The organism is Flagellimonas baculiformis (assembly GCF_033441575.1).
Taxonomy (GTDB): Bacteria; Bacteroidota; Bacteroidia; order Flavobacteriales; family Flavobacteriaceae; genus Flagellimonas; species Flagellimonas baculiformis.
In genome coordinates this window covers 204,064-222,093 of record NZ_JAUZVW010000004.1, presented here as the reverse complement: position 1 = coordinate 222,093, position 18,030 = coordinate 204,064, and the positions used below count along the sequence as shown (strand labels likewise).

The window sequence follows — 18,030 nt, the reverse complement described above, 5'->3', positions numbered from 1 at the left end:
ATTTAGAGTAACACAAAAACAAAAAACCATTATGAAAGAATTGGAAAATTATCAAGAATATGTTGATCAGGCCATTGAGTGGGCATTTGGAGTTATCCCCAATATCCTCCTGGCCATTGTCATATTCTTTTTCGGACTTTGGGCCATCAAGTTGTTCAATAAAATGGTGAGGAGGTTTTTCGCCAGAAAGGACTATGACGAAACGTTGGAATCTTTCATGCAGAGCTTTATCAGCATTGCGCTCAAGATTATGTTGTTTGTCCTTGTCGTGACCCAATTGGGCGTCAAGACCTCATCGCTGGTCGCCATTATAGGTGCTGCTGGCTTGGCCATTGGTTTGGCACTGCAAGGGTCCTTGGCCAATTTTGCAGGTGGGGTCCTCATCTTGATCTTTAAGCCGTTCAAGGTCGGGGACTGGATCTCTGCCCAGGGACTGGATGGCACTGTAAAGGAAATCTCCATCTTCAACACAAAACTTAGCACCTTTGGCAACCAAATTGCCATTATCCCCAATGGCCAATTGTCCAACGGCAATATTGTGAACTATAACATGGAAAACACGCGACGTGACAAAATCGATGTGGGCATAGGTTATGGGTCGAACATCAAGGAAGCCAAGGAAATATTGCTCAAAATCTGCGCCGACAACCCGAACATCAACACCGAACCTGCACCAGAAGTGTATGTGGCAGAGCTTGCCGACAGTTCAGTGAACCTCACCCTACGCTTTTGGGCCAATAATGATGTGTTCTGGTCTGCCCATTTTTATGTGATGGAACAAATGAAATTGCAATTTGATGCTGCTGGAATAGAAATCCCTTTCCCACAAAGGGTCATGCACAAAGCATTGTAGGGGTTATTTTTTGCTTTGGAGCACAAAATCCTTTAGATAATAGGGCTCAAAATAGGCCACATCCTCAAACTGTTTGGCTTGATATTTTTTATAGGCGATAGGTCCCATCTGCTTTGCGGATGGGACTATTTCTCCATCAAAATAAAAATTGGGATGTTGTAGGATGTCCTTGCATTTTTGCGCCCCACTGCCAACAACGAACACTTTTTTCTCGGACACAAAATCAGCAAATGCATTTTCGGTGATGATCTCCGCACGGGTTTCCCTGATTTCTTGATAACTGGCGTCGAACACACAGGAATAGACTTCCATCCGTCTTGCATCGAGAACGGGAATGGCCAACTCCCCTTTTTCCAATTTCACCTGAAGGGCCATGCCCTGCAAGGTGGGCACCGAAATCAAGGGAAGGTCCAGGGAGAAACAAAGTCCTTTGGCCGACGAGACCCCGATACGAAGTCCCGTATAAGATCCCGGCCCCTTGCTGATCGCAATGGCATCAAGGTCTGAAAATGACAAAGAAGCCTCTTCCAAGGCTTCTTTGATAAATAGGTGCAATTGTTCCGAGTGCGAATAGTCCGCTGCATTGTTCTCTTTCAGGGAAATGATCTCATTTCCTTTGGAAATGCTCACGGAGCAATTGGTGGTAGCTGTTTCTAAATTGAGTATTATGGCCATAGCGGCCACAAAGATACTAGTTTAGGGTAATGGGCATGCCAAAATAGAACTCCAAAATTTTCAACCTGAAGATGTAATCGTATTTGGTACGGATCACATCGGCCTGGGCATTGTCCACCCTGGCCTGCGCCTGACCGAAATCGAAGGCGTTCATCAAGCCATTGTCATAGCGTTCCTTGGCATATTCCAAGGCCAAAGTACGGGCCTCCAACGTTTTTAGGGCCGCCTCATAGGCGTTTTCAAAGGTGCTGACATCCACATAGGCTTGTTGGATGGTGTTCTCCAGAGCCAATTTATCCTGTTCCAACTGCAGTTTTGCCTTTTCCAAACTGATCGTGGAGCGTTTTACATTGTTTCTTGTGGCCCATCCATTGAAAATTGGGATGTTCATTTGTGCTCCATAGCTTATACCATCAAAGATCCACAACTGATCCGTGAAATTTGGGGTATAGACCCCGCCATTTCCATCCGGTATCTGTGTAACATCGGAATATCGTGTCCCATACTGGACGAAAGCTCCAAGGGTAGGCAGATAGGCCCCTTTGGCAATCTTGAGGTCTTCCTTGGCCAATTCCACATTGGATTCCGAAAGTTTGATGTCGTTCCTGAAGGTCAATGCCGTGTTAAAAATGACTTTTGCGGAATTGTTCAAGATGTCGGAAGGCGGAATGTCAAACTCCTCTTCTGCGATGTCAAAATTTTCATAATCGGTAATCTGCAACAATTGGGCAAGGTTGACACGGGCAATCAGGACGGTAGCCTCACCATTCACAATTTGTTGTTGTTGATTGGCGGCCGTGGCCTCGATTTCCAATAGGTCTCCCCTTGGCAGAACACCCGATTCCACCAATTCCTTGGTCCGTTTCATATCTTGCTCGGTCACGGCATATTGTGCCCTAAAGGTCTTCAACTGCTCCTTACCGGAAAGTACCTGCAGATAGGCGTTGGCCACGTTCAACCGGATATCGTCCTTTAGATTGTCCAGACGGTACTGGTTGGCAATGGCATTCATCTTTGCCCGGTTCATTTGGTACACATTTCGAAGTCCATCGAACAAGGTAATGTTGGACGTCAAACTAGCATTCACGTTGAACGCTGTGCTGTTCGTGGGCAAGTTGTTCGTAGGGTTGATGGAGAAACCCGTATTGCTGGACGCCGATGCGGACCCGCTCAAACTTGGCAGAAAGTTCCCGAGTGCATCGGATTTATCGATCTTCGCATTTTCCAGGTCCAGTTCAAACTGTTCTATGGTCAAATTGTGCTCCACTGCATACTCCACACATTCCTGAAGGGTCCATTTGCGCATTTGGGCAGTGGACACGAGAACGGTGAACAACAGTAGGGTCGTTATAGTACTTTTCATTCGTTTTTTGATTTTTGTTCGTTCCTTATTTTGGTCGGTCGTCATCAATTCACGTCCTCAGATTTCTTCTCCAACTTGTTCCATACCTTGATCTTGGCACCTTCTTCAATGCCCGATACCACTTCCACATCGATTCCGTCACTGACCCCCAATTCCAGTTCCTTGCGCTCAAACTTGTTCTCGCCGACTTCAACCTCGACATATGGTTTTTCGGTATCCTTGTCAAATTGCAAAAGGGCTTCTTTTATGGAAAGTACATCCTTTTTCTCTTCCAAGACAATGGAGGCATTGGCACTGTAGCCTGCACGCACATAAGCGGTGCTATCGGGAATGGTAAGGTCACCTTCTATCTTGAACTGTACGGCGCCTTCTTCTTCCACACCTTTGGGTGCAATGAATTTCAATTTGGCATCAAACTTTTCCGTTTCCAATGCGCCCAAGCTGATTTCCAAGGGCATGCCCACTTTCAATTTGCCCACTTCGGCCTCGTCCACTTCGCCTTCGAAGATCATTCTGGTCATATCCGCAATAGTGGCAATGGTGGTTCCTTCATTGAAATTGTTGCTCTGGATCACTTGGTCCCCTTCCTTTACGGGGATTTCAAGGATGGTCCCAGATACGGTCGCCGTGATGTTGGTGTTGGCACTGACAGAGCCTCCGGCAGATCCCTTTCTGATGATCTGATAATCGGCCTGGGCATTTTTAAGCTCTTGTACAGCTTGATCGTATGTCAGCTTCTGGTTGTTGAATTCTTGGTTGGAAATGACCCCTTTATCAAAAAGAGTTTTGTTCCTATCAAATTCAATCTTGGCATTGTTCAAGGCAAGTTCGGCATTGCGTACCCTTCCTGCAGCTTGGTTCAAAGACTGCTCATTGGGCACCACTTTGATGACAGCGATAAGGTCGCCTGCCTTTACCTGTACTCCCTCTTCCAAAAGTATTCTGTCTATGATACCGGATATTTGGGGTTTGATATTGATCTCGTCCTCGGGGATGACCTTTCCTGTAACGATCACCTTATTGACGATGTCCTTTCGCTCAGGGGATTCGGTCTTGTAGAGTTCCACAGGGGTGCTGTTCTGCTTTAAAAAGTAAACAATGGCAGCCATTATCCCTATGACCACTATTCCGATCAATCCGTACTTTACATACTTGTTCATTATTGCTTATTTGATTTCGTTATTTATTTGTGTTGATTATTCTATTCTTCTCTCAATGCTTCTATGGGTCTGATCTTTACGGCCCTGTTGGCGGGCAAAAGTCCGATGAGCACACTAAGGCCCACCATCAGTAAAAATGATATGATGAATTGGGGAATACTGATCATGGGGTTCACGAAGGGAAAATCGTCACCGCTTCCCCACATGGAATTCATGATGGACAATATCCCGACGGAAACGGCAAATCCGACCAGTCCCGCAAATGCTGTCAAAACAATGGCTTCCAATACAATCTGGCGCTTGACTATCTTGGGCGTGGCCCCAAGTGCCCTTCTTACCCCTATCTCCTGGGTCCTTTCCTTTACCGTGATCAGAAGGATGTTGCTGATGGCGATTACCCCTGCCAAGAGCGTAAAGATGCCCACGAAAAATGAAAATCCTTGAAGCACGGTGGTAAATGCGTTGATGTTGTTGAATATCTCCGACATATCAAAACTCCCAATGGCCCGCTCATCCTTTGGATGGATGTCGTATTTGGCTTTCAGGATGTCCTTGATCTGCCTTTCCACCACGGCCACTTGGGTGTTGGGTTCCACCGCTATGGCCATCCATCCCATACGATCTCCCGAATTGAATGCTTTCTGGAAGGTGGTAAAGGGAATGAAAACGGCATTTTCGCCATCAATGTTGATATTGTTGTTGGGTTTGTAGATACCCACCACGGAAAAATAGACCCCGTTGATACGAATATCCTGGCCAATGGCCTTTTCCCCTTTTTCAAAGAGCAACTTATAGGTCTCCTCCCCAATGACACATACTTTCTTGGAGTGGTCGATATCGGTTTGGTTCAGGAACCTGCCCTCCACCAATTTCTTTTTGGTGATATCGTCTATTTCTGGATAGTCGCCATATACTGCCGAGCCACTTGTCTGTCCATTTCGATACACGGTGACCGTACTCCGATGGCTTGCCAGTTCAATGCGGGGTGCCAGTACTTCGATTTCAGGAATCTGCTTTTTGAGGATTTCGGCATCCTCTATCTTATATTGGATCCTTCTGCCCCTTTCAAAACCTTTGTAGGGCTCTGAGGTCTGTTGCCCCCAAACAAAAAGACTGTTGGAAGCGGTACCGGCAAAAATCTTGTTGAACCCATTGCTCATTCCGTTGGCAGAGCCCAATAGCAGCACCAAGATGATCATCGCGAAGATGACCCCCAACATGGTCAAAAAGGTCCTGAACATGTTCTTGCCCAGCGTATGAAAAATTTCTATCCACAAGTCCCTATCAAATAACCACATAACTATTTATCACTTAGTGCAACAATGGGTTTAACGTTTGCAGCCTTCATTGCCGGTATAAGGCCTGCCAGGACACCTGCTATGATCAGGATGATGGTGGCCGTTATCACAGTAGATGCGTTTACCGAAGGGTTGCTGAATGCCGGGGTCTGGAACATGGGGCCCAAAGCGGCCAATATGATCCAAGCGAACAACAATCCCACAAAACCGGAAAGTGAGGTGATGAACACCGATTCCAACAAAACCAGATTGACGATTTGACGAGGTCTGGCGCCAAGTGCCTTTCTCACACCGATTTCCTTGGTCCGTTCCTTGATCGTGAACACCATGATGTTTCCAATGCCCACAATTCCCGCAATCAATATCAAAAAGCCCACACCGATGCCAATTCCTTTCAATACGGCCGTAAAACTGCTGATGTTCTCAAAAGCCTCGGCATAGTTGAACACATACAAGCCCGCTTGGTCTTCCGGGTCTATTTTATGTCTTCTCTTCATCACATCTTCCAACCTTCTGGAAAACTCCAATGCCTTTGTGAGGTCATAGGTCGGATTATAGGTCAACGCAATCATGTTGATGTCGTTGGTATTGCCATAAATTCGCTGATAGGTGCTTATGGGCGCATAGATCATCCGTTCGGCATTGTCATTTCCATCATCGGTAAAAACTCCTATCACCCGAAAGGGCAATCCGTTGAACTCCACAAATTTTCCCAACGGGTCTTCTTCCTTGAAAAGGTCCTCGGCCACTTTTCTGCCAATAACTGCCACTTTGGCCTTGTTGACCACATCTGCTTCATTGACATATCGCCCTGCAACCACCAAGGTCTTCTCTATGGCCTGATGGTCTGGATTCACCGCTTGAACGGAATATGATCCTGTTTCACTCTTGTACCTGGCCGTCGCATTGGCATAATACCGTGCACTGATGTATTCGATATCTTCTGGAAAACTTTGCTTGATGTACTCTACGTCATCATTTTTGAGTTGGATCCTTCTACCCGCTTCAAAGCCGGCATAGGCTTCGGAAGTAGTTCCGGGGCGGACGAAAATGGAGTTGGTGGCATCGTCATTGAACTGGCCCACAAAACCATTCTGCATCCCATTTACGGAAGCTAGGAGCATCACCAAGATAAAGATGGCCCATCCCACCGAAAAACCTGTCAGAAAGGTCCTTAGCTTATTGGTCTTAAGCGTGTTGAATATTTCCTGCCAAACATCGCGATCAAACATACTGCTCTGCCCTTACTTGTTCTATTTTCTTGTCCTCAACGATGACACCATCCTTCAAGTGCACAATACGCTTGCACATGTGAGCGATGTCCTCCTCGTGGGTCACGACCAAAATAGTGTTGCCCTCATCGTTGATTTTTTGAATCAGGTCCATGACCTCATAGGAAGTTTTACTGTCCAAGGCTCCTGTAGGCTCATCCGCCAAAAGTACTTTGGGTTCGGCAGCCATGGCCCTGGCTATGGCCACCCGTTGCTTCTGTCCACCCGAAAGTTCGCTGGGCAAATGCGAGGCCCAAGGTTTCAGGCCCACTCTCTCCAAATATTTCATGGCCTTTTCCTGGCGTTCCTTTCTGGGTACTTTTTGATAATATAAAGGTAGTGCCACATTCTCAAGGGCACTTTTATAGTTGATCAAGTTGAATGATTGGAAGATGAAACCCAAGAACTTGTTTCTGTATTGGGCCGCTTTGGTCTCACTCAGGTTTTTGATGGGCACGTTGTCCAAGGTATATTCCCCCGAATCGGCTCCGTCCAACATCCCCAATATATTGAGCAAAGTGGATTTTCCCGATCCTGAGGACCCCATGATGGCAACCAGTTCGCCATCGTCCACTTTAAAATTTATCCCTTTCAACACATGAAGGGAGTTGCTCCCCATTCGATAGGATTTATGAAGATCTTTGATTTCTATCATGATTGGTGATGTTAGCTATCTTTTTTTAACCTCTGCTTGTAAGACAGGCAAGTTGTTAAAATGTTACAAGAATTATTGAAAATTTTTGTTAAATGATTTTTAATTGGTTTGTTCTGCGGCAATTGCGTTCCAAACTTTGACCTTGTCATTGGCTGCCACCCCAGATTTCACTTCCACGTAAATACCGTCACTGACACCCAGTTCCACATCCCTACGCTCAAATTTTTGCGCTGCGGTCTCCACTTCCACAAATGGCTTTTTGGTATCGTTGTCAAACTGCACCAAGGCTTCCTTTAGAGCGAGAACACTATCGGCCCGTGCCAAGATGATGGAAGCATTGGCACTCAGGCCCGCCCTTATGAATGTGGTATCCCCTTTTTTCAAGGAGCCTTTGATCTCGAACTGGATGGCCCCGTTCTCTTCTTTCCCTTTGGGGGCTATATAGTCCAGTACCGCATCAAAAACACGGTTCTCTATGGCCCCAACGGTAATCTCCAAAGGCAGGTCTTCCTTTATTTTCCCCACTTCGGATTCGTCCACTTTGCCTTCGAAAATCATTTTGTCCACATCGGCAATGGCGGCAATGGTGGTCCCTTCGTTGAAATTGTTACTCTCAATGACCTGGTTGCCCACTTCAACGGGCACTTCCAGCACCATTCCGCTCACTGTGGCACGGATCATGGTATTGGCAGCATTGCTGAGACCGCTCGTAGTCCCGGTCTTAACGATATCGTATCGCTTGTTCGCCGCTCCATAGGCCTGTTTGGCCTGGTCATAGGTCACCTGCGCCCTGTCCATATCGGCCCGGGAGATGACCCCCTTCGCAAAGAGTGTGGATTGGCGTTCGAAGTTTCTCTTTTGATCCTCCAGATTGATCTTGGCCTCGTCAATGGCATTCCTTGCATCGTTCAGGGCGGAAAGGTTGGGCACTACTTTGATCTTGGCCAACAGGTCTCCCGACTTCACGAAATCCCCTCCTTCCACAAAGATCTCCTCAATGACCCCGGAAATGTTGGGTTTGATCAACACTTCTTCCAAAGGAAGAATGCTTCCCGTGGCCACAGCTTTTTTGACTATGGTCTGCGTGGAAGGTGTCTCTGTTTGATAGACCACCGGATCTTCTGAATTCTTCTGGTAGAGATAATACATGGAGCCACCGAACACGATCACGATGAGCAACAAGATGGCAATGGTTACCGATTTTTTCATTGTATAGTATAATTTATTTGATTGATTTTCTTTTTTATTCTGTTCGTAATGCCTCAATGGGTCGCACCCTAATAGCGCTCTGTGCCGGGATGAAACCTGCCAACAGGCCGGACACCATCAAAATGACCAGTGCCCCCGTCACCACCCCAATACTCACACTGGGGCTCATGAACATATCCACGGGACCCACGCTGTCCAACAGGGAATTGATCCCATAAATGACCAATGACCCAAAAATGATGCCCACCATTCCTGAAATCAACGTAAGGAATATGGACTCCATCAATATCTGTTTTTTGATGGACCATGGTTGCTCGCCCAAGGCCCTACGGATGCCTATTTCCTTGGTCCGTTCCTTCACCACGATGAGCATAATGTTGCTCACCCCGATAATGCCCGAGAGCAGTACCATGATGCCCACAATATAGGCGACCGCTTTTAATGCCCCAAAAAGGCTTTCCACCCGGTTGTACTGTTCATAGAGGTCAAAATAGCCTATGGCACGGTTGTCTTCGGGATGGACCTTGTGCCGCTTTTTCATTTCGTCGATGATCTTGTCCTTGAGCTGGGAAATGGAGCTGCCATCGTTTGCGGTAATGGCCATCCAGCCTACATTTTCCCCTTGGTTGAAGGCTTGGGAGAACGAGGTGAACGGCACAAAAATCTCCTTCTGCCCTTCTTCTCCCCCACCGCTGTTGTTCTTTTTATAGGTGCCGATCACCATAAAGTTTACCCCTTGGATCTTGATGTAGCTCCCCAGCACTTCCTCGTCCTTTTCATAGAGGTCGTTCTTGACCCCCAGCCCGATCACGGCCACTTTTCTTTTTTCATCAATGTCATTGTAATTGATGAATCTTCCAGAGGTCACCGCCATGGGATCTTGGTTGATGATTTCCGGATAATCCCCATACACATTGAAGGCCCCGGTCCGGATTCCCTTCACCACGTTGTTGTTCCCACCAAATCCACCCAATTGGTTCCTTGGGGAAATAAACCTGAGATTGGGCACATTGTCCCTGATGGCCTGCACGTCGCTTATCTTGAAATTGAACCCTCTTCCTTGGGGCAATCCTTCGTAGGCCTTGGTCGTGGCCCTTGTCCACATGAACATGGTGTTCGTGGCCGTGTCGCCAAAGTCCTGCTTTATACCATTTTCAAGTCCCTTCCCGGCTGCGAGCAGCACAATCAGGATAAAAATACCCCAGCAGACCCCAAAAGCCGTGAAGATGGTGCGCCACACATTGCTGGTGAGCACCTCCAGGATTTCCCGCCATCTATCCCTATTGAACATATTGGCTTATTTTATTGGATTGTTTATTCATCGCGCAAGGATTCGATTACCTGTACTTTGGCCGCCCTCCATGCAGGCACAAAACCGGCCAAGGTTCCTGCCAAGATGAGGACCAAAACTGTGGAGAAGGCCACATTGAAGTTCACGGATGGGTTCAGGACATAGTCCACCTCAATGTTCGGGCCCACCAGTTCGAGCAGGGCCATACTGAAGATCAGTCCCGTGAACCCTGAAATGGCGGTCACAAAAATGGACTCGTGCAAGATCATCGCAATAATGGACCATGGTTTGGCCCCCAATGCCTTTCGTATGCCTATTTCCCGGGTCCGTTCCTTCACCACGATCATCATGATGTTGCTCACCCCCACCACCCCGGCGATGATGGTGCAGATACCAACGAACCAGAAAAAGAGTTTTATGTTGTTGGTGAGTCCGTAATAGCGTTTGGCCTCTTCCATGGCGCTCCACACTTCCATTGCACCCGTATCGTCCGGGGCAACGGTATGTACCTGTTGTAGGTATTTCCGCATGTCGTCCTTGAAGTTTATGGCCTGGGCCACCGCTTCGTCAAAATTTTCCACGGGAGGGAGTGTAAAGGACATGTTGTTGATCCTGTTGCCTCCATTGAATGCTTTTTGGGCCGTGGTTATGGGAATATAGATACGCTCCTCTTCGCGATCTTCCATTTCCTTATAGACCCCGATGATCTTGAAGGGAATACCGGATATGTCCACAAACTCGCCAATGGGCGAATCCACTTTGTTGAAGACGTCCTTTTTGATCTTGTTGCCGATGACGGCCACTTTGCCAGCTGAATTTTCATCCTGATAGTTGATGAAACGGCCTTCCAACATGGAGGCGTTCTCTATGAACTGGAAATCCGAAGCGACTCCCTGCACACCATAAATGAGGGCTTCCTTTCCATAGTTCACACTGACTCCACGTACAAAGATCCGGGAAGATCCGCGTTCGATGGTATTTTTGAACATGGCACTCGATCTGTCAAAATTCTCATTGACCAACTGGATGCGCCTCCCTGGATTGAGCCCCTTGTATTCCTTGGAGGTGACCCCGGGCCATACCCAGACACTTGTGGAAGCATCCTGCTTGAACTCTTGTTCGATGCCATTGCGCATACCCTGTCCAAAACCCAGAAGGATCACAAGAATGAAAATTCCGGAGGCCACGGAAAGGCCCGTTAAAAAAGTGCGCAGTTTGTTCTTTCGTATGGTGTCAAATATTTCTTGCCACCTTTCCAAGTCAAACATAGGTCAGTGTTTTGATTGATGAAGTACATCTGTACCCTTATAAGATGATCGAGAACACCAAATGTTACACTTCAGGGGGAAAAAATATCAACATCGGGTTCAACCCCTCATCTTTCTGTATATAAAATAGAACAGTCCGGCCACCAAGAGATAGGGAAATGCCATAAGGTAAACTATCCCATTATTGATGCCCTCCGCTGTCTTGCCATCGGCCTCACTCTCCACTACTGCGCGGCACATGGCACACTGGGCATCCACCAAGGAGGGAAACACCAACAGCAACAACAGTAAGAGGAGATATTTTGCCTTCATACCGGAAATCAATAGGAATAATAGGGAGAAATCATAACATAGACGATGACACCGGTAACGGCCACATACAACCATATGGGAAATGTATATTTGGCCCAAAGTCTATGGCTCTCAAAATCGTCCAGATATACTTTTGAATAGGTGATCAGCACCAAGGGAATCACGGAAATCGAAAGTACAATGTGCGTCATCAAAATGAAGTAATACACGTACTTTATGGTTCCCTCGCCGCCATACATGGTGGTTTCCGAGGTCATGTGATAGGCCACGTACATAACGAGGAACAGTGCGGAGAAAATGATGCAGGTGGTCATGAGTTTTTGATGGAGCGACCTTCTCCCATTTTTTATGGCAATCACTGCAACGATCAACAAAATTGCGGTCAAACCGTTAATGGTCGCATAAATGGGCGGAAGGAAACCCAATGGTTTGGCATTGGGAATCTTGTATCCGAAAAGTAATGCCACCACAATGGGAACGGCAATGGATATGACTGTGATCCACTGGTTGAACTTTTTTTCCCGCATAGAAATATCCTCGGTCATTCTGCCAATAATTTTTTGATGTCCTCTTTTAACATGGTGATCTGCTGGGCCTCTCCCTCTGCATTCACTCCTTCTTTTTCAGTGATGGTGCCCCTGTAATAGATCAAGGGATTTCCAAACTTATCCTGACGGGAACGAATATAGCCATTTTTGTCCACCAAAGCGAACATTCCCGAATGCTCGAAGCCACCTGGGGCATCCTCTACTTCATTGGCCACGATATAGAAACCTTCCTGGGCCAATGTATAGATCTTTTCTTGGTCCCCGGTGAGCAGATGCCAATCCTTGTCCACTATACCATACTTTTCGGCATACTTTTTAAGCACCGATGGGGTATCGTACCGCGGGTTGATGGTGAAGGATGCCACTCCAAAATCCGCATCGTCCTTGAAGGTCTTTTGCAGCTCCAGTAGATTTTTGGTCATTATGGGGCATATGGTAGGGCAGGTGGTAAAGAAAAACTCCACCACATATACTTTTCCCAGATAATCCTTATTGGTGACCAGCACACTGTCCTGGTCCATAAATGAAAATTCGGGGACTTGTCGTTTTTTTCCCTCGTTGATGACAAACCCAACCTGTTGCTCCACCGAAGCCACGCTCATACGGTCGTTTTCAACAATGGTTCCCCCTTTCACCTTTTTGGTGATCTCATACACGGCAAAACTCCCAAAAATGAGAATGATCGCAGAGACCCAGACGTAGGTGTACTTTTTCTTGTTATTTGCTCCTGTCGGCATTGTTCTTTTTTAAAGCGAGTCGGTATTCGGCCAAGATGATCTTGACATCGTCTTCCATTTTGTTGTTCAATTCTGCGACCGATGAGGTATCAAACCCATATTTCAATCCTTCGTCCTCGTCATCTTCCCTTCCCCTGAGGTTGCGGTCCTTGTCAACGATGAACACATAGGGAGAGGAAAGGTCCTCTTCCAAATCCAGATCTGTTTTCAGGTCCTTGAAAAAGGATTCTATCTGCGCTTCATCCGCAAAGGCAAAATGCCATTTGTCCACATTGGATAGCTCTCCAAGTTCTTCTTTCAGTGTATTGGCCTGTTCCTCATTCCCTTTGGGAACCACCATTACCACTTGAAAATCGGTAAACTCCCCAAACCTTTTATAGATCTTTTGGTTCAGGTTGAAGGCATTTCCCTTCATGTTGTCCACCTTAGTGCCCAAAAATCCCAAAATGGTGATCTTACCATCCAAGGTGACCCCTTCCTGTATGGTGGGTACATCGGGGATACTTTCCGTCAGTACAGGTAGTTTTCCAAAGTTGTTGACCCCTGATGCAAAGAAGAGATAGGCCACCAATGGAAACACAAAGAGAACCACTAAGACAACTGTTTTTTTCATAGTATGCCCGACTTTGCAAAAATAAAAAAAGACGGTTGGAAAACCGTCTTTTTTAGTTGTTAATACTTTATTGGAAATCCCAGGTCAGGAAACCGTCGTGGAACACATTGTACACATAATCTGCCTCGAAGAGCAATATGAATATCAGGTAGGCTATCAAAAAAATGGGTGTCCATACGATGGCCCTTCTCAACGAACTTTTCTCATCACGAAGGTGCATAAAGTCCCAGGCAATGTAATAGGCCTTCACCAAGGTCAAAATGATGAAGATCCAGTTGAGGAGCTTCATTCCCAAAAAGTAGTTATGCGTCAGTGCCCTGGGCTTAATGATACCGAAAGCTACCTCAATTGCGGTGATGATGGTAAGAAAAACCAATACTCCCCAAATTTTCTGGGTATTCGATTTGAATTTTATCAGTCCTCTAAAAATCTCTAGTTTATGCTCGTGTGCCATTTATATCGTCAATTTTTTATACCAAATAAAAGAATGTGAATACGAATACCCATACCAAATCCACAAAGTGCCAGTACAGACCTACTTTTTCCACCATTTCATAGTGCCCCCTGCGCTCATAGGTGCCCAGGATGACATTGAAGAAGATGATGATGTTGATCACCACTCCAGAAAATACGTGGAAGCCATGGAATCCGGTGATAAAGAAAAAGAAATCGGCAAACAGTCGGCTACCGTATTCATTGTGGATCAAGTTCGCACCTTCCACTACCTGTGTGGCCTGCATGATCTTGGCCAAAGACTCTTTCCTATCCAGAACGGTCTTTTCGCCCTCTTCGTTCAAATATTCCGTACGGATAAGGATATTGGGGGTGGACTTGAATCCTTCCACTACTTCGTTCAGAGAGTAGGATGGCTTGTAGCCTTCGCCCACGAACCATATCCCTTCGCTCTCTACATGTTTTATTCTTTCTTCTGGGAGGGTCTTGGCAAAATCGGCCAAAGCGGCCCTTTTACCGGTTTCCGCATCCACAAATTGAAGGATTCTGCCTCCCTTGGTCTCCAACGCCCCGTAATCCCCTTTGATGAAAGTGGCCCACTCCCATGCCTGTGATCCCACGAAGATGGCACCACCGATAATGGTCAGGAACATATAGAGCACGACCTTACTTTGTTTCATCTTATGCCCCGCATCGACGGCAAGCACCATGGTCACGGAGGACATGATCAGAATAAAGGTCATGAAGGCAACATAGTACATGGGATAGTTTCCATGGAAAAAGGGCACGTGGGTGAACACCTCATCGGCAATGGGCCAAATGTCTATGAACTTGAACCTGGAAAAGCCGTACGATACCAAGAAACCTGAAAAGGTCAAGGCATCAGAGACAATGAAAAACCACATCATCATTTTTCCATAGCTAGCGCCGAGGGGTTTGTTTCCACCTCCCCAAACGCTTTCTTCTGTACCGGTAGTCACCGTTGCATCCATATAAAAGGTCGTTTTATTAAAACTTTCACAAATTTACACCTTTTGGCATATTTGAAAAGATAAACTTGATCGAAAACTGCTTCGTCCAAGATTTATTTCACGAAATACATGAACAATATCAAATACACCCAAAGGAAGTCCAAAAAATGCCAAAACGTGGCACCGAGTTCCATTCCCAACATATTCCCGGGCATATATTTTCCTCTGAGTTGCTGCACCAGCACCACCAAAAGGGAAATGAGGCCTGCCACAAGATGGACTATGTGCACTACGGCTATGAGGAACACATAGGACATTTTTATATTGCTCGTAGGCCCCGTAAAATAATAGCCGTTTTCCAACATCTGGGAAAAACCCTTGAACTGGAAGACAATGAAGGAAATTCCAAGGGCCAAGGTGACCAACAAAAAGATGGTCCCCAACTTTTGGTCGTTTCTCCCAACTGTCTTTGTGGCCACAAAGTAAGTGATGCTGCTCAGGATGATGATGGCCGTGCTGATGAAGAATGCCTGTGGCAACTCCAGATCGCTGATCCAATCTTCCCGCTTGCTGCTCACGATGTAGGCACTGGTCCATCCGGCAAAGCCCATGATCAAACTCACAATACCGAACCAGAGCATCATTTTCTTCGCCCTTCTGTTCTTTTCTTCTGCCGTTCCTTGGGTCAAATCCATTTCTTAACTGATAAATTTATCCATTACATATACCACCTGAATCAACGATATGTAGGTGACACTGGCCAACATGAGCTTCCGTGCCGTGATGTTGTCCCTTTTCTCATACAACCTGAAGGCAAAGAACAACATGACCAAACCTGCCAAAAACACGATCACCGCCGCTGTGATGGACAATTGCAATCTTCCGGTGAACCCAAATACAGGGACGATGGAGATAACGATCATCCAAATGGTGTACAATATGATCTGCATGGCCGTTCCGGTATCCTTGTTTCCGGTGGGCAGCATTTTGAAGCCTGCTTTTTTGTAATCTTCGTCCAACATCCATCCCAATGCCCAAAAATGGGGAAACTGCCAAAAAAATTGGATCATGAAAAGCGTTCCCGGTTCAATTCCGAAATCGTCCGTCGCAGCCACCCACCCCAGCATAAAGGGAATGGCCCCAGGAAAGGCCCCCACAAACACCGAAAGGGGTGTCTTGGTCTTCAGAGGCGTATAGACGCTGGTGTACAAAAAGATGGAGATGGCCCCGAACATGGCCGTTTTGGGGCTCAGGGCCAAAAGCGACAACACCCCAAGTATGGTCAATGTGACCGCTATGGCAAGTGCTGTTTTGGGCGACATGCGTCCCGAAGGGATGGGACGGTTCCTGGTACGCTTCATCAACGCGTCCAAGTCCTTTTCTATGATCTGATTATAGGCATTGGATGCCCCGACCATACAATATCCACCAAAGGTCAGCAGCAAAAGGGCTGTGAAACTGACTTCATAGGCCCCCAAAAAATAACCTGCAATGGACGAAAAGACGACACTGACGGCCAGTTTGGCCTTGGTGATTTCCTTGAAATCGGAAAAGACCAAGGAAAATGAGGTGCTTTTAACGGATCCTACTGCAGATTTCATCCACGAACTGAATTGACTGGCAAAGATAACGCCAGCACATATCTTTTCCAACCAAAGGGAAGGTTTTATGATAGTTGGCAAAAAAACAAGGACTGATCACCATAAAAAAAGCCCCGACGTTTCCATCAGGGCTTTTTCCATTCCTGCCTCGACAGGAATCGTATATACTATTATTGTAGCTTAAATGTAATCGGAATACTGAACGGTACTTTTACCGCTCTTCCCCTTTGTTTTCCAGGGGTCATTTTGGGCAGCTTTTGGATGATCCTCAAAGCCTCTGCCTCCAAGTTCTTGTCCGGTCCACGCATTCTGATATCCCCGATGCTTCCATCTTTCTGGATCACGAAGATTACGCTCACCCTACCTTGGACTCCCATCTCTTGGGCGATTTCAGGATAACGGAAGTTTTTACGGATGTGGTCCTGCATTTTCTCTTGGAAACAGTCCTTTTTGTTTGCTGCATTTTCACAACCTGGAAAAACAGGTACGTCCTCGATAACGGCAAATGGAACACTGATATCTTCTTCTACCTCTTCTACCTCAACTTCTTCGATTTCTATAACTTCTTCTTCTTGGCTGGTCTCTGTGGACTCGATCACGGTTTCCTCGACCTCTTCCTCATCCTCTACAACTTCGATGACCTCCGGTGCCGCTGGTGGCGGTGGTGGCGGTGGCGTCTTGATCTGTTCGGTCATTGGCACTTCCTCGTCCAACTGATCTTCAACGTTCATCGAAATGTCATAATCGTTAGCCTTGTCGTATTTTTTCCACTCCATGGCTCCATAAACCAACGCCAAGACAGCTGCCAACCCTATCACAAAATAGAGGGAGCTGTTTCTTCCTACGTCAGCTTTTGGACTCTTTTTTGGTTCCATCTTTCTAAATTTAGTGTTTGCTAATTTAATTATTAATTGGTTAAATAAACAATTAAAATTTCCATTTTAACGGCTTTTCCTTGGAAAAAAACCACCGAATCAATCCAATTCCTACAAATGCCCCCAAGGTATTTGCCAGAACGTCCGCAAATTCGGCCATTCGGTCCTCCGTCAGTGTATATTGTAAAACCTCAATAACTATGCCATAGGATATGGCCGAAACCACGACCACCCCCATTGCTCTTCCCAAAGTCCAGACGCCCTTGGTACGTTCACGGACAAGCAGACATCCGAGGATCGAAAAAATCAAATAGAACAAAAAATGTGTGATCTTGTCCGCATACGGAATGTTCAGATTGCCCTCGTCCAAATCCATGTCCGAGAAAGAAAATAAGCTGAGCATTGTGATGAACAATACCCAGCTTATGAACAATATGGTGTATCTGTAATGCCTAAGCACCAATCAATGCCTTGTAGTCTTCGTCGCTCATCAGATCATTGACCTCGGAAGGATCACTGATCTTGATCTTGATCATCCAGCCTTCGCCATAAGGATCGGTGTTCACTTTTTCGGGTTCGTCTTCCAACACTTCATTGAACTCGATAATCTCTCCGCTCAAGGGCAGGAAAAGGTCGGAAACGGTCTTCACGGCCTCAACGGTCCCGAAAACTTCTTCCTTGTCCAATGTTTCATCCAAAGTCTCCACTTCCACATATACAATGTCACCCAATTCGCCTTGGGCAAAATCGGTGATACCCACAGTGGCAATATCCCCATCTATCTTGACCCATTCATGGTCCTTGGTGTACTTCAATTCTGACGGTATGTTCATTATAACAGTGTTTGAATTTGTTGATGGGCAAATGTAACGGATTG

21 protein-coding genes are annotated in these 18,030 nt (G+C 46.4%); 1 reads left to right on the top strand and 20 read right to left on the bottom strand.

All coding sequences use genetic code 11. The features are described 5' to 3' along the window. Window positions 1-31 precede the first annotated feature (31 nt). A complete protein-coding gene (locus SD450_RS07730) occupies window positions 32-853 on the top strand; it encodes a mechanosensitive ion channel family protein (RefSeq protein ID WP_318344013.1) in 822 nt (273 codons plus the stop codon). A 3-nt stretch (window positions 854-856) separates the two neighbouring features. On the opposite strand, the gene tsaB is transcribed toward SD450_RS07730, so the two are convergent. The 20 genes from tsaB to gcvH form a co-directional block, all read right to left on the bottom strand. Beyond that, complete coding sequence (gene tsaB, locus SD450_RS07725; protein WP_318344012.1) at window positions 857-1,528, bottom strand: tRNA (adenosine(37)-N6)-threonylcarbamoyltransferase complex dimerization subunit type 1 TsaB; 672 nt, start codon at window positions 1,526-1,528, stop codon at window positions 857-859. Between the two features lie 16 nt (window positions 1,529-1,544). Next, window positions 1,545-2,891 (bottom strand): TolC family protein, encoded by a 1,347-nt coding sequence (locus SD450_RS07720; protein ID WP_318344011.1) that lies wholly within the window; start codon window positions 2,889-2,891, stop codon window positions 1,545-1,547. A 44-nt stretch (window positions 2,892-2,935) separates the two neighbouring features. Then, window positions 2,936-4,051 (bottom strand): efflux RND transporter periplasmic adaptor subunit, encoded by a 1,116-nt coding sequence (locus SD450_RS07715; protein WP_318344010.1) that lies wholly within the window; start codon window positions 4,049-4,051, stop codon window positions 2,936-2,938. 41 nt (window positions 4,052-4,092) lie between these two features. Beyond that, the gene (locus SD450_RS07710) at window positions 4,093-5,349 is read right to left on the bottom strand and encodes an ABC transporter permease (RefSeq protein ID WP_318344009.1); all 1,257 of its coding nucleotides are present in this window, start codon (window positions 5,347-5,349) and stop codon (window positions 4,093-4,095) included. Between the two features lie 2 nt (window positions 5,350-5,351). Further along, window positions 5,352-6,581, bottom strand: coding sequence for an ABC transporter permease (locus tag SD450_RS07705; RefSeq protein ID WP_318344008.1), 1,230 nt, complete (start codon window positions 6,579-6,581; stop codon window positions 5,352-5,354). Continuing rightward, a complete protein-coding gene (locus tag SD450_RS07700; protein ID WP_318344007.1) occupies window positions 6,574-7,275 on the bottom strand; it encodes an ABC transporter ATP-binding protein in 702 nt (233 codons plus the stop codon). The genes SD450_RS07705 and SD450_RS07700 overlap by 8 nt, the downstream gene beginning before the upstream one ends. 99 nt (window positions 7,276-7,374) lie before the next feature. Further along, entirely contained in the window at window positions 7,375-8,484 is a 1,110-nt protein-coding gene (locus SD450_RS07695) for an efflux RND transporter periplasmic adaptor subunit (protein WP_318344006.1), read from the bottom strand. 34 nt (window positions 8,485-8,518) lie between these two features. Beyond that, the gene (locus tag SD450_RS07690; RefSeq protein WP_318344005.1) at window positions 8,519-9,775 is read right to left on the bottom strand and encodes an ABC transporter permease; all 1,257 of its coding nucleotides are present in this window, start codon (window positions 9,773-9,775) and stop codon (window positions 8,519-8,521) included. Window positions 9,776-9,798: 23 nt separating this feature from the next. Next, window positions 9,799-11,043 carry an ABC transporter permease gene (locus SD450_RS07685; protein WP_318344004.1) on the bottom strand — a complete coding sequence of 415 codons (1,245 nt, stop codon included), beginning with the start codon at window positions 11,041-11,043 and terminating at the stop codon, window positions 9,799-9,801. A gap of 99 nt (window positions 11,044-11,142) precedes the next feature. Then, window positions 11,143-11,355, bottom strand: a complete 213-nt coding sequence (locus SD450_RS07680) for a hypothetical protein (RefSeq protein WP_318344003.1) — start codon at window positions 11,353-11,355, stop codon at window positions 11,143-11,145. Between the two features lie 8 nt (window positions 11,356-11,363). Continuing rightward, window positions 11,364-11,900, bottom strand: coding sequence for a DUF420 domain-containing protein (locus tag SD450_RS07675; protein ID WP_318344002.1), 537 nt, complete (start codon window positions 11,898-11,900; stop codon window positions 11,364-11,366). Next, complete coding sequence (locus SD450_RS07670) at window positions 11,897-12,640, bottom strand: SCO family protein (protein WP_318344001.1); 744 nt, start codon at window positions 12,638-12,640, stop codon at window positions 11,897-11,899. Before SD450_RS07670 ends, SD450_RS07675 begins: the two co-directional genes overlap by 4 nt. Beyond that, window positions 12,621-13,253: a hypothetical protein gene (locus tag SD450_RS07665; protein WP_318344000.1), complete on the bottom strand. Its 633-nt coding sequence runs from the start codon at window positions 13,251-13,253 to the stop codon at window positions 12,621-12,623. The genes SD450_RS07670 and SD450_RS07665 overlap by 20 nt, the downstream gene beginning before the upstream one ends. A 67-nt stretch (window positions 13,254-13,320) precedes the next feature. Next, window positions 13,321-13,707, bottom strand: coding sequence for a cytochrome C oxidase subunit IV family protein (locus SD450_RS07660; protein ID WP_318343999.1), 387 nt, complete (start codon window positions 13,705-13,707; stop codon window positions 13,321-13,323). Window positions 13,708-13,723: 16 nt separating this feature from the next. Then, entirely contained in the window at window positions 13,724-14,698 is a 975-nt protein-coding gene (locus SD450_RS07655) for a cytochrome c oxidase subunit 3 (protein WP_318343998.1), read from the bottom strand. A gap of 92 nt (window positions 14,699-14,790) precedes the next feature. Next, on the bottom strand, window positions 14,791-15,372 hold the full coding sequence (locus tag SD450_RS07650) for a cytochrome c oxidase subunit 3 (RefSeq protein ID WP_318343997.1): 582 nt from the start codon (window positions 15,370-15,372) through the stop codon (window positions 14,791-14,793). 3 nt (window positions 15,373-15,375) lie between these two features. Further along, window positions 15,376-16,278: a heme o synthase gene (gene cyoE / locus SD450_RS07645; protein ID WP_318343996.1), complete on the bottom strand. Its 903-nt coding sequence runs from the start codon at window positions 16,276-16,278 to the stop codon at window positions 15,376-15,378. Between the two features lie 170 nt (window positions 16,279-16,448). After that, on the bottom strand, window positions 16,449-17,153 hold the full coding sequence (locus SD450_RS07640; protein WP_318343995.1) for an energy transducer TonB: 705 nt from the start codon (window positions 17,151-17,153) through the stop codon (window positions 16,449-16,451). A 52-nt stretch (window positions 17,154-17,205) separates the two neighbouring features. Beyond that, window positions 17,206-17,556: a VanZ family protein gene (locus tag SD450_RS07635; protein ID WP_318343994.1), complete on the bottom strand. Its 351-nt coding sequence runs from the start codon at window positions 17,554-17,556 to the stop codon at window positions 17,206-17,208. A gap of 49 nt (window positions 17,557-17,605) precedes the next feature. Beyond that, on the bottom strand, window positions 17,606-17,986 hold the full coding sequence (gene gcvH / locus SD450_RS07630) for a glycine cleavage system protein GcvH (protein WP_318343993.1): 381 nt from the start codon (window positions 17,984-17,986) through the stop codon (window positions 17,606-17,608). Between the last annotated feature and the right edge of the window lie 44 nt (window positions 17,987-18,030).

Excerpts from the sequence above, each read along its gene's own strand:
- SD450_RS07705 (WP_318344008.1), bottom strand. The coding sequence starts at position 6,581 with ATGTTTGATCGCGATGTTTGGCAGGAAATATTCAACACGCTTAAGACC.
- SD450_RS07660 (WP_318343999.1), bottom strand. The coding sequence starts at position 13,707 with ATGGCACACGAGCATAAACTAGAGATTTTTAGAGGACTGATAAAATTC.
- SD450_RS07720 (WP_318344011.1), bottom strand. The coding sequence starts at position 2,891 with ATGAAAAGTACTATAACGACCCTACTGTTGTTCACCGTTCTCGTGTCC.
- SD450_RS07715 (WP_318344010.1), bottom strand. The coding sequence starts at position 4,051 with ATGAACAAGTATGTAAAGTACGGATTGATCGGAATAGTGGTCATAGGG.
- SD450_RS07700 (WP_318344007.1), bottom strand. The coding sequence starts at position 7,275 with ATGATAGAAATCAAAGATCTTCATAAATCCTATCGAATGGGGAGCAAC.
- SD450_RS07665 (WP_318344000.1), bottom strand. The coding sequence starts at position 13,253 with ATGAAAAAAACAGTTGTCTTAGTGGTTCTCTTTGTGTTTCCATTGGTG.
- SD450_RS07650 (WP_318343997.1), bottom strand. The coding sequence starts at position 15,372 with ATGGATTTGACCCAAGGAACGGCAGAAGAAAAGAACAGAAGGGCGAAG.
- SD450_RS07635 (WP_318343994.1), bottom strand. The coding sequence starts at position 17,556 with ATGCTCAGCTTATTTTCTTTCTCGGACATGGATTTGGACGAGGGCAAT.
- SD450_RS07670 (WP_318344001.1), bottom strand. The coding sequence starts at position 12,640 with ATGCCGACAGGAGCAAATAACAAGAAAAAGTACACCTACGTCTGGGTC.
- SD450_RS07655 (WP_318343998.1), bottom strand. The coding sequence starts at position 14,698 with ATGGATGCAACGGTGACTACCGGTACAGAAGAAAGCGTTTGGGGAGGT.
- SD450_RS07680 (WP_318344003.1), bottom strand. The coding sequence starts at position 11,355 with ATGAAGGCAAAATATCTCCTCTTACTGTTGTTGCTGTTGGTGTTTCCC.
- SD450_RS07710 (WP_318344009.1), bottom strand. The coding sequence starts at position 5,349 with ATGTGGTTATTTGATAGGGACTTGTGGATAGAAATTTTTCATACGCTG.
- SD450_RS07695 (WP_318344006.1), bottom strand. The coding sequence starts at position 8,484 with ATGAAAAAATCGGTAACCATTGCCATCTTGTTGCTCATCGTGATCGTG.
- SD450_RS07685 (WP_318344004.1), bottom strand. The coding sequence starts at position 11,043 with ATGTTTGACTTGGAAAGGTGGCAAGAAATATTTGACACCATACGAAAG.
- SD450_RS07690 (WP_318344005.1), bottom strand. The coding sequence starts at position 9,775 with ATGTTCAATAGGGATAGATGGCGGGAAATCCTGGAGGTGCTCACCAGC.
- SD450_RS07640 (WP_318343995.1), bottom strand. The coding sequence starts at position 17,153 with ATGGAACCAAAAAAGAGTCCAAAAGCTGACGTAGGAAGAAACAGCTCC.
- SD450_RS07730 (WP_318344013.1), top strand. The coding sequence starts at position 32 with ATGAAAGAATTGGAAAATTATCAAGAATATGTTGATCAGGCCATTGAG.
- tsaB (WP_318344012.1), bottom strand. The coding sequence starts at position 1,528 with ATGGCCATAATACTCAATTTAGAAACAGCTACCACCAATTGCTCCGTG.
- gcvH (WP_318343993.1), bottom strand. The coding sequence starts at position 17,986 with ATGAACATACCGTCAGAATTGAAGTACACCAAGGACCATGAATGGGTC.
- SD450_RS07675 (WP_318344002.1), bottom strand. The coding sequence starts at position 11,900 with ATGACCGAGGATATTTCTATGCGGGAAAAAAAGTTCAACCAGTGGATC.
- cyoE (WP_318343996.1), bottom strand. The coding sequence starts at position 16,278 with ATGAAATCTGCAGTAGGATCCGTTAAAAGCACCTCATTTTCCTTGGTC.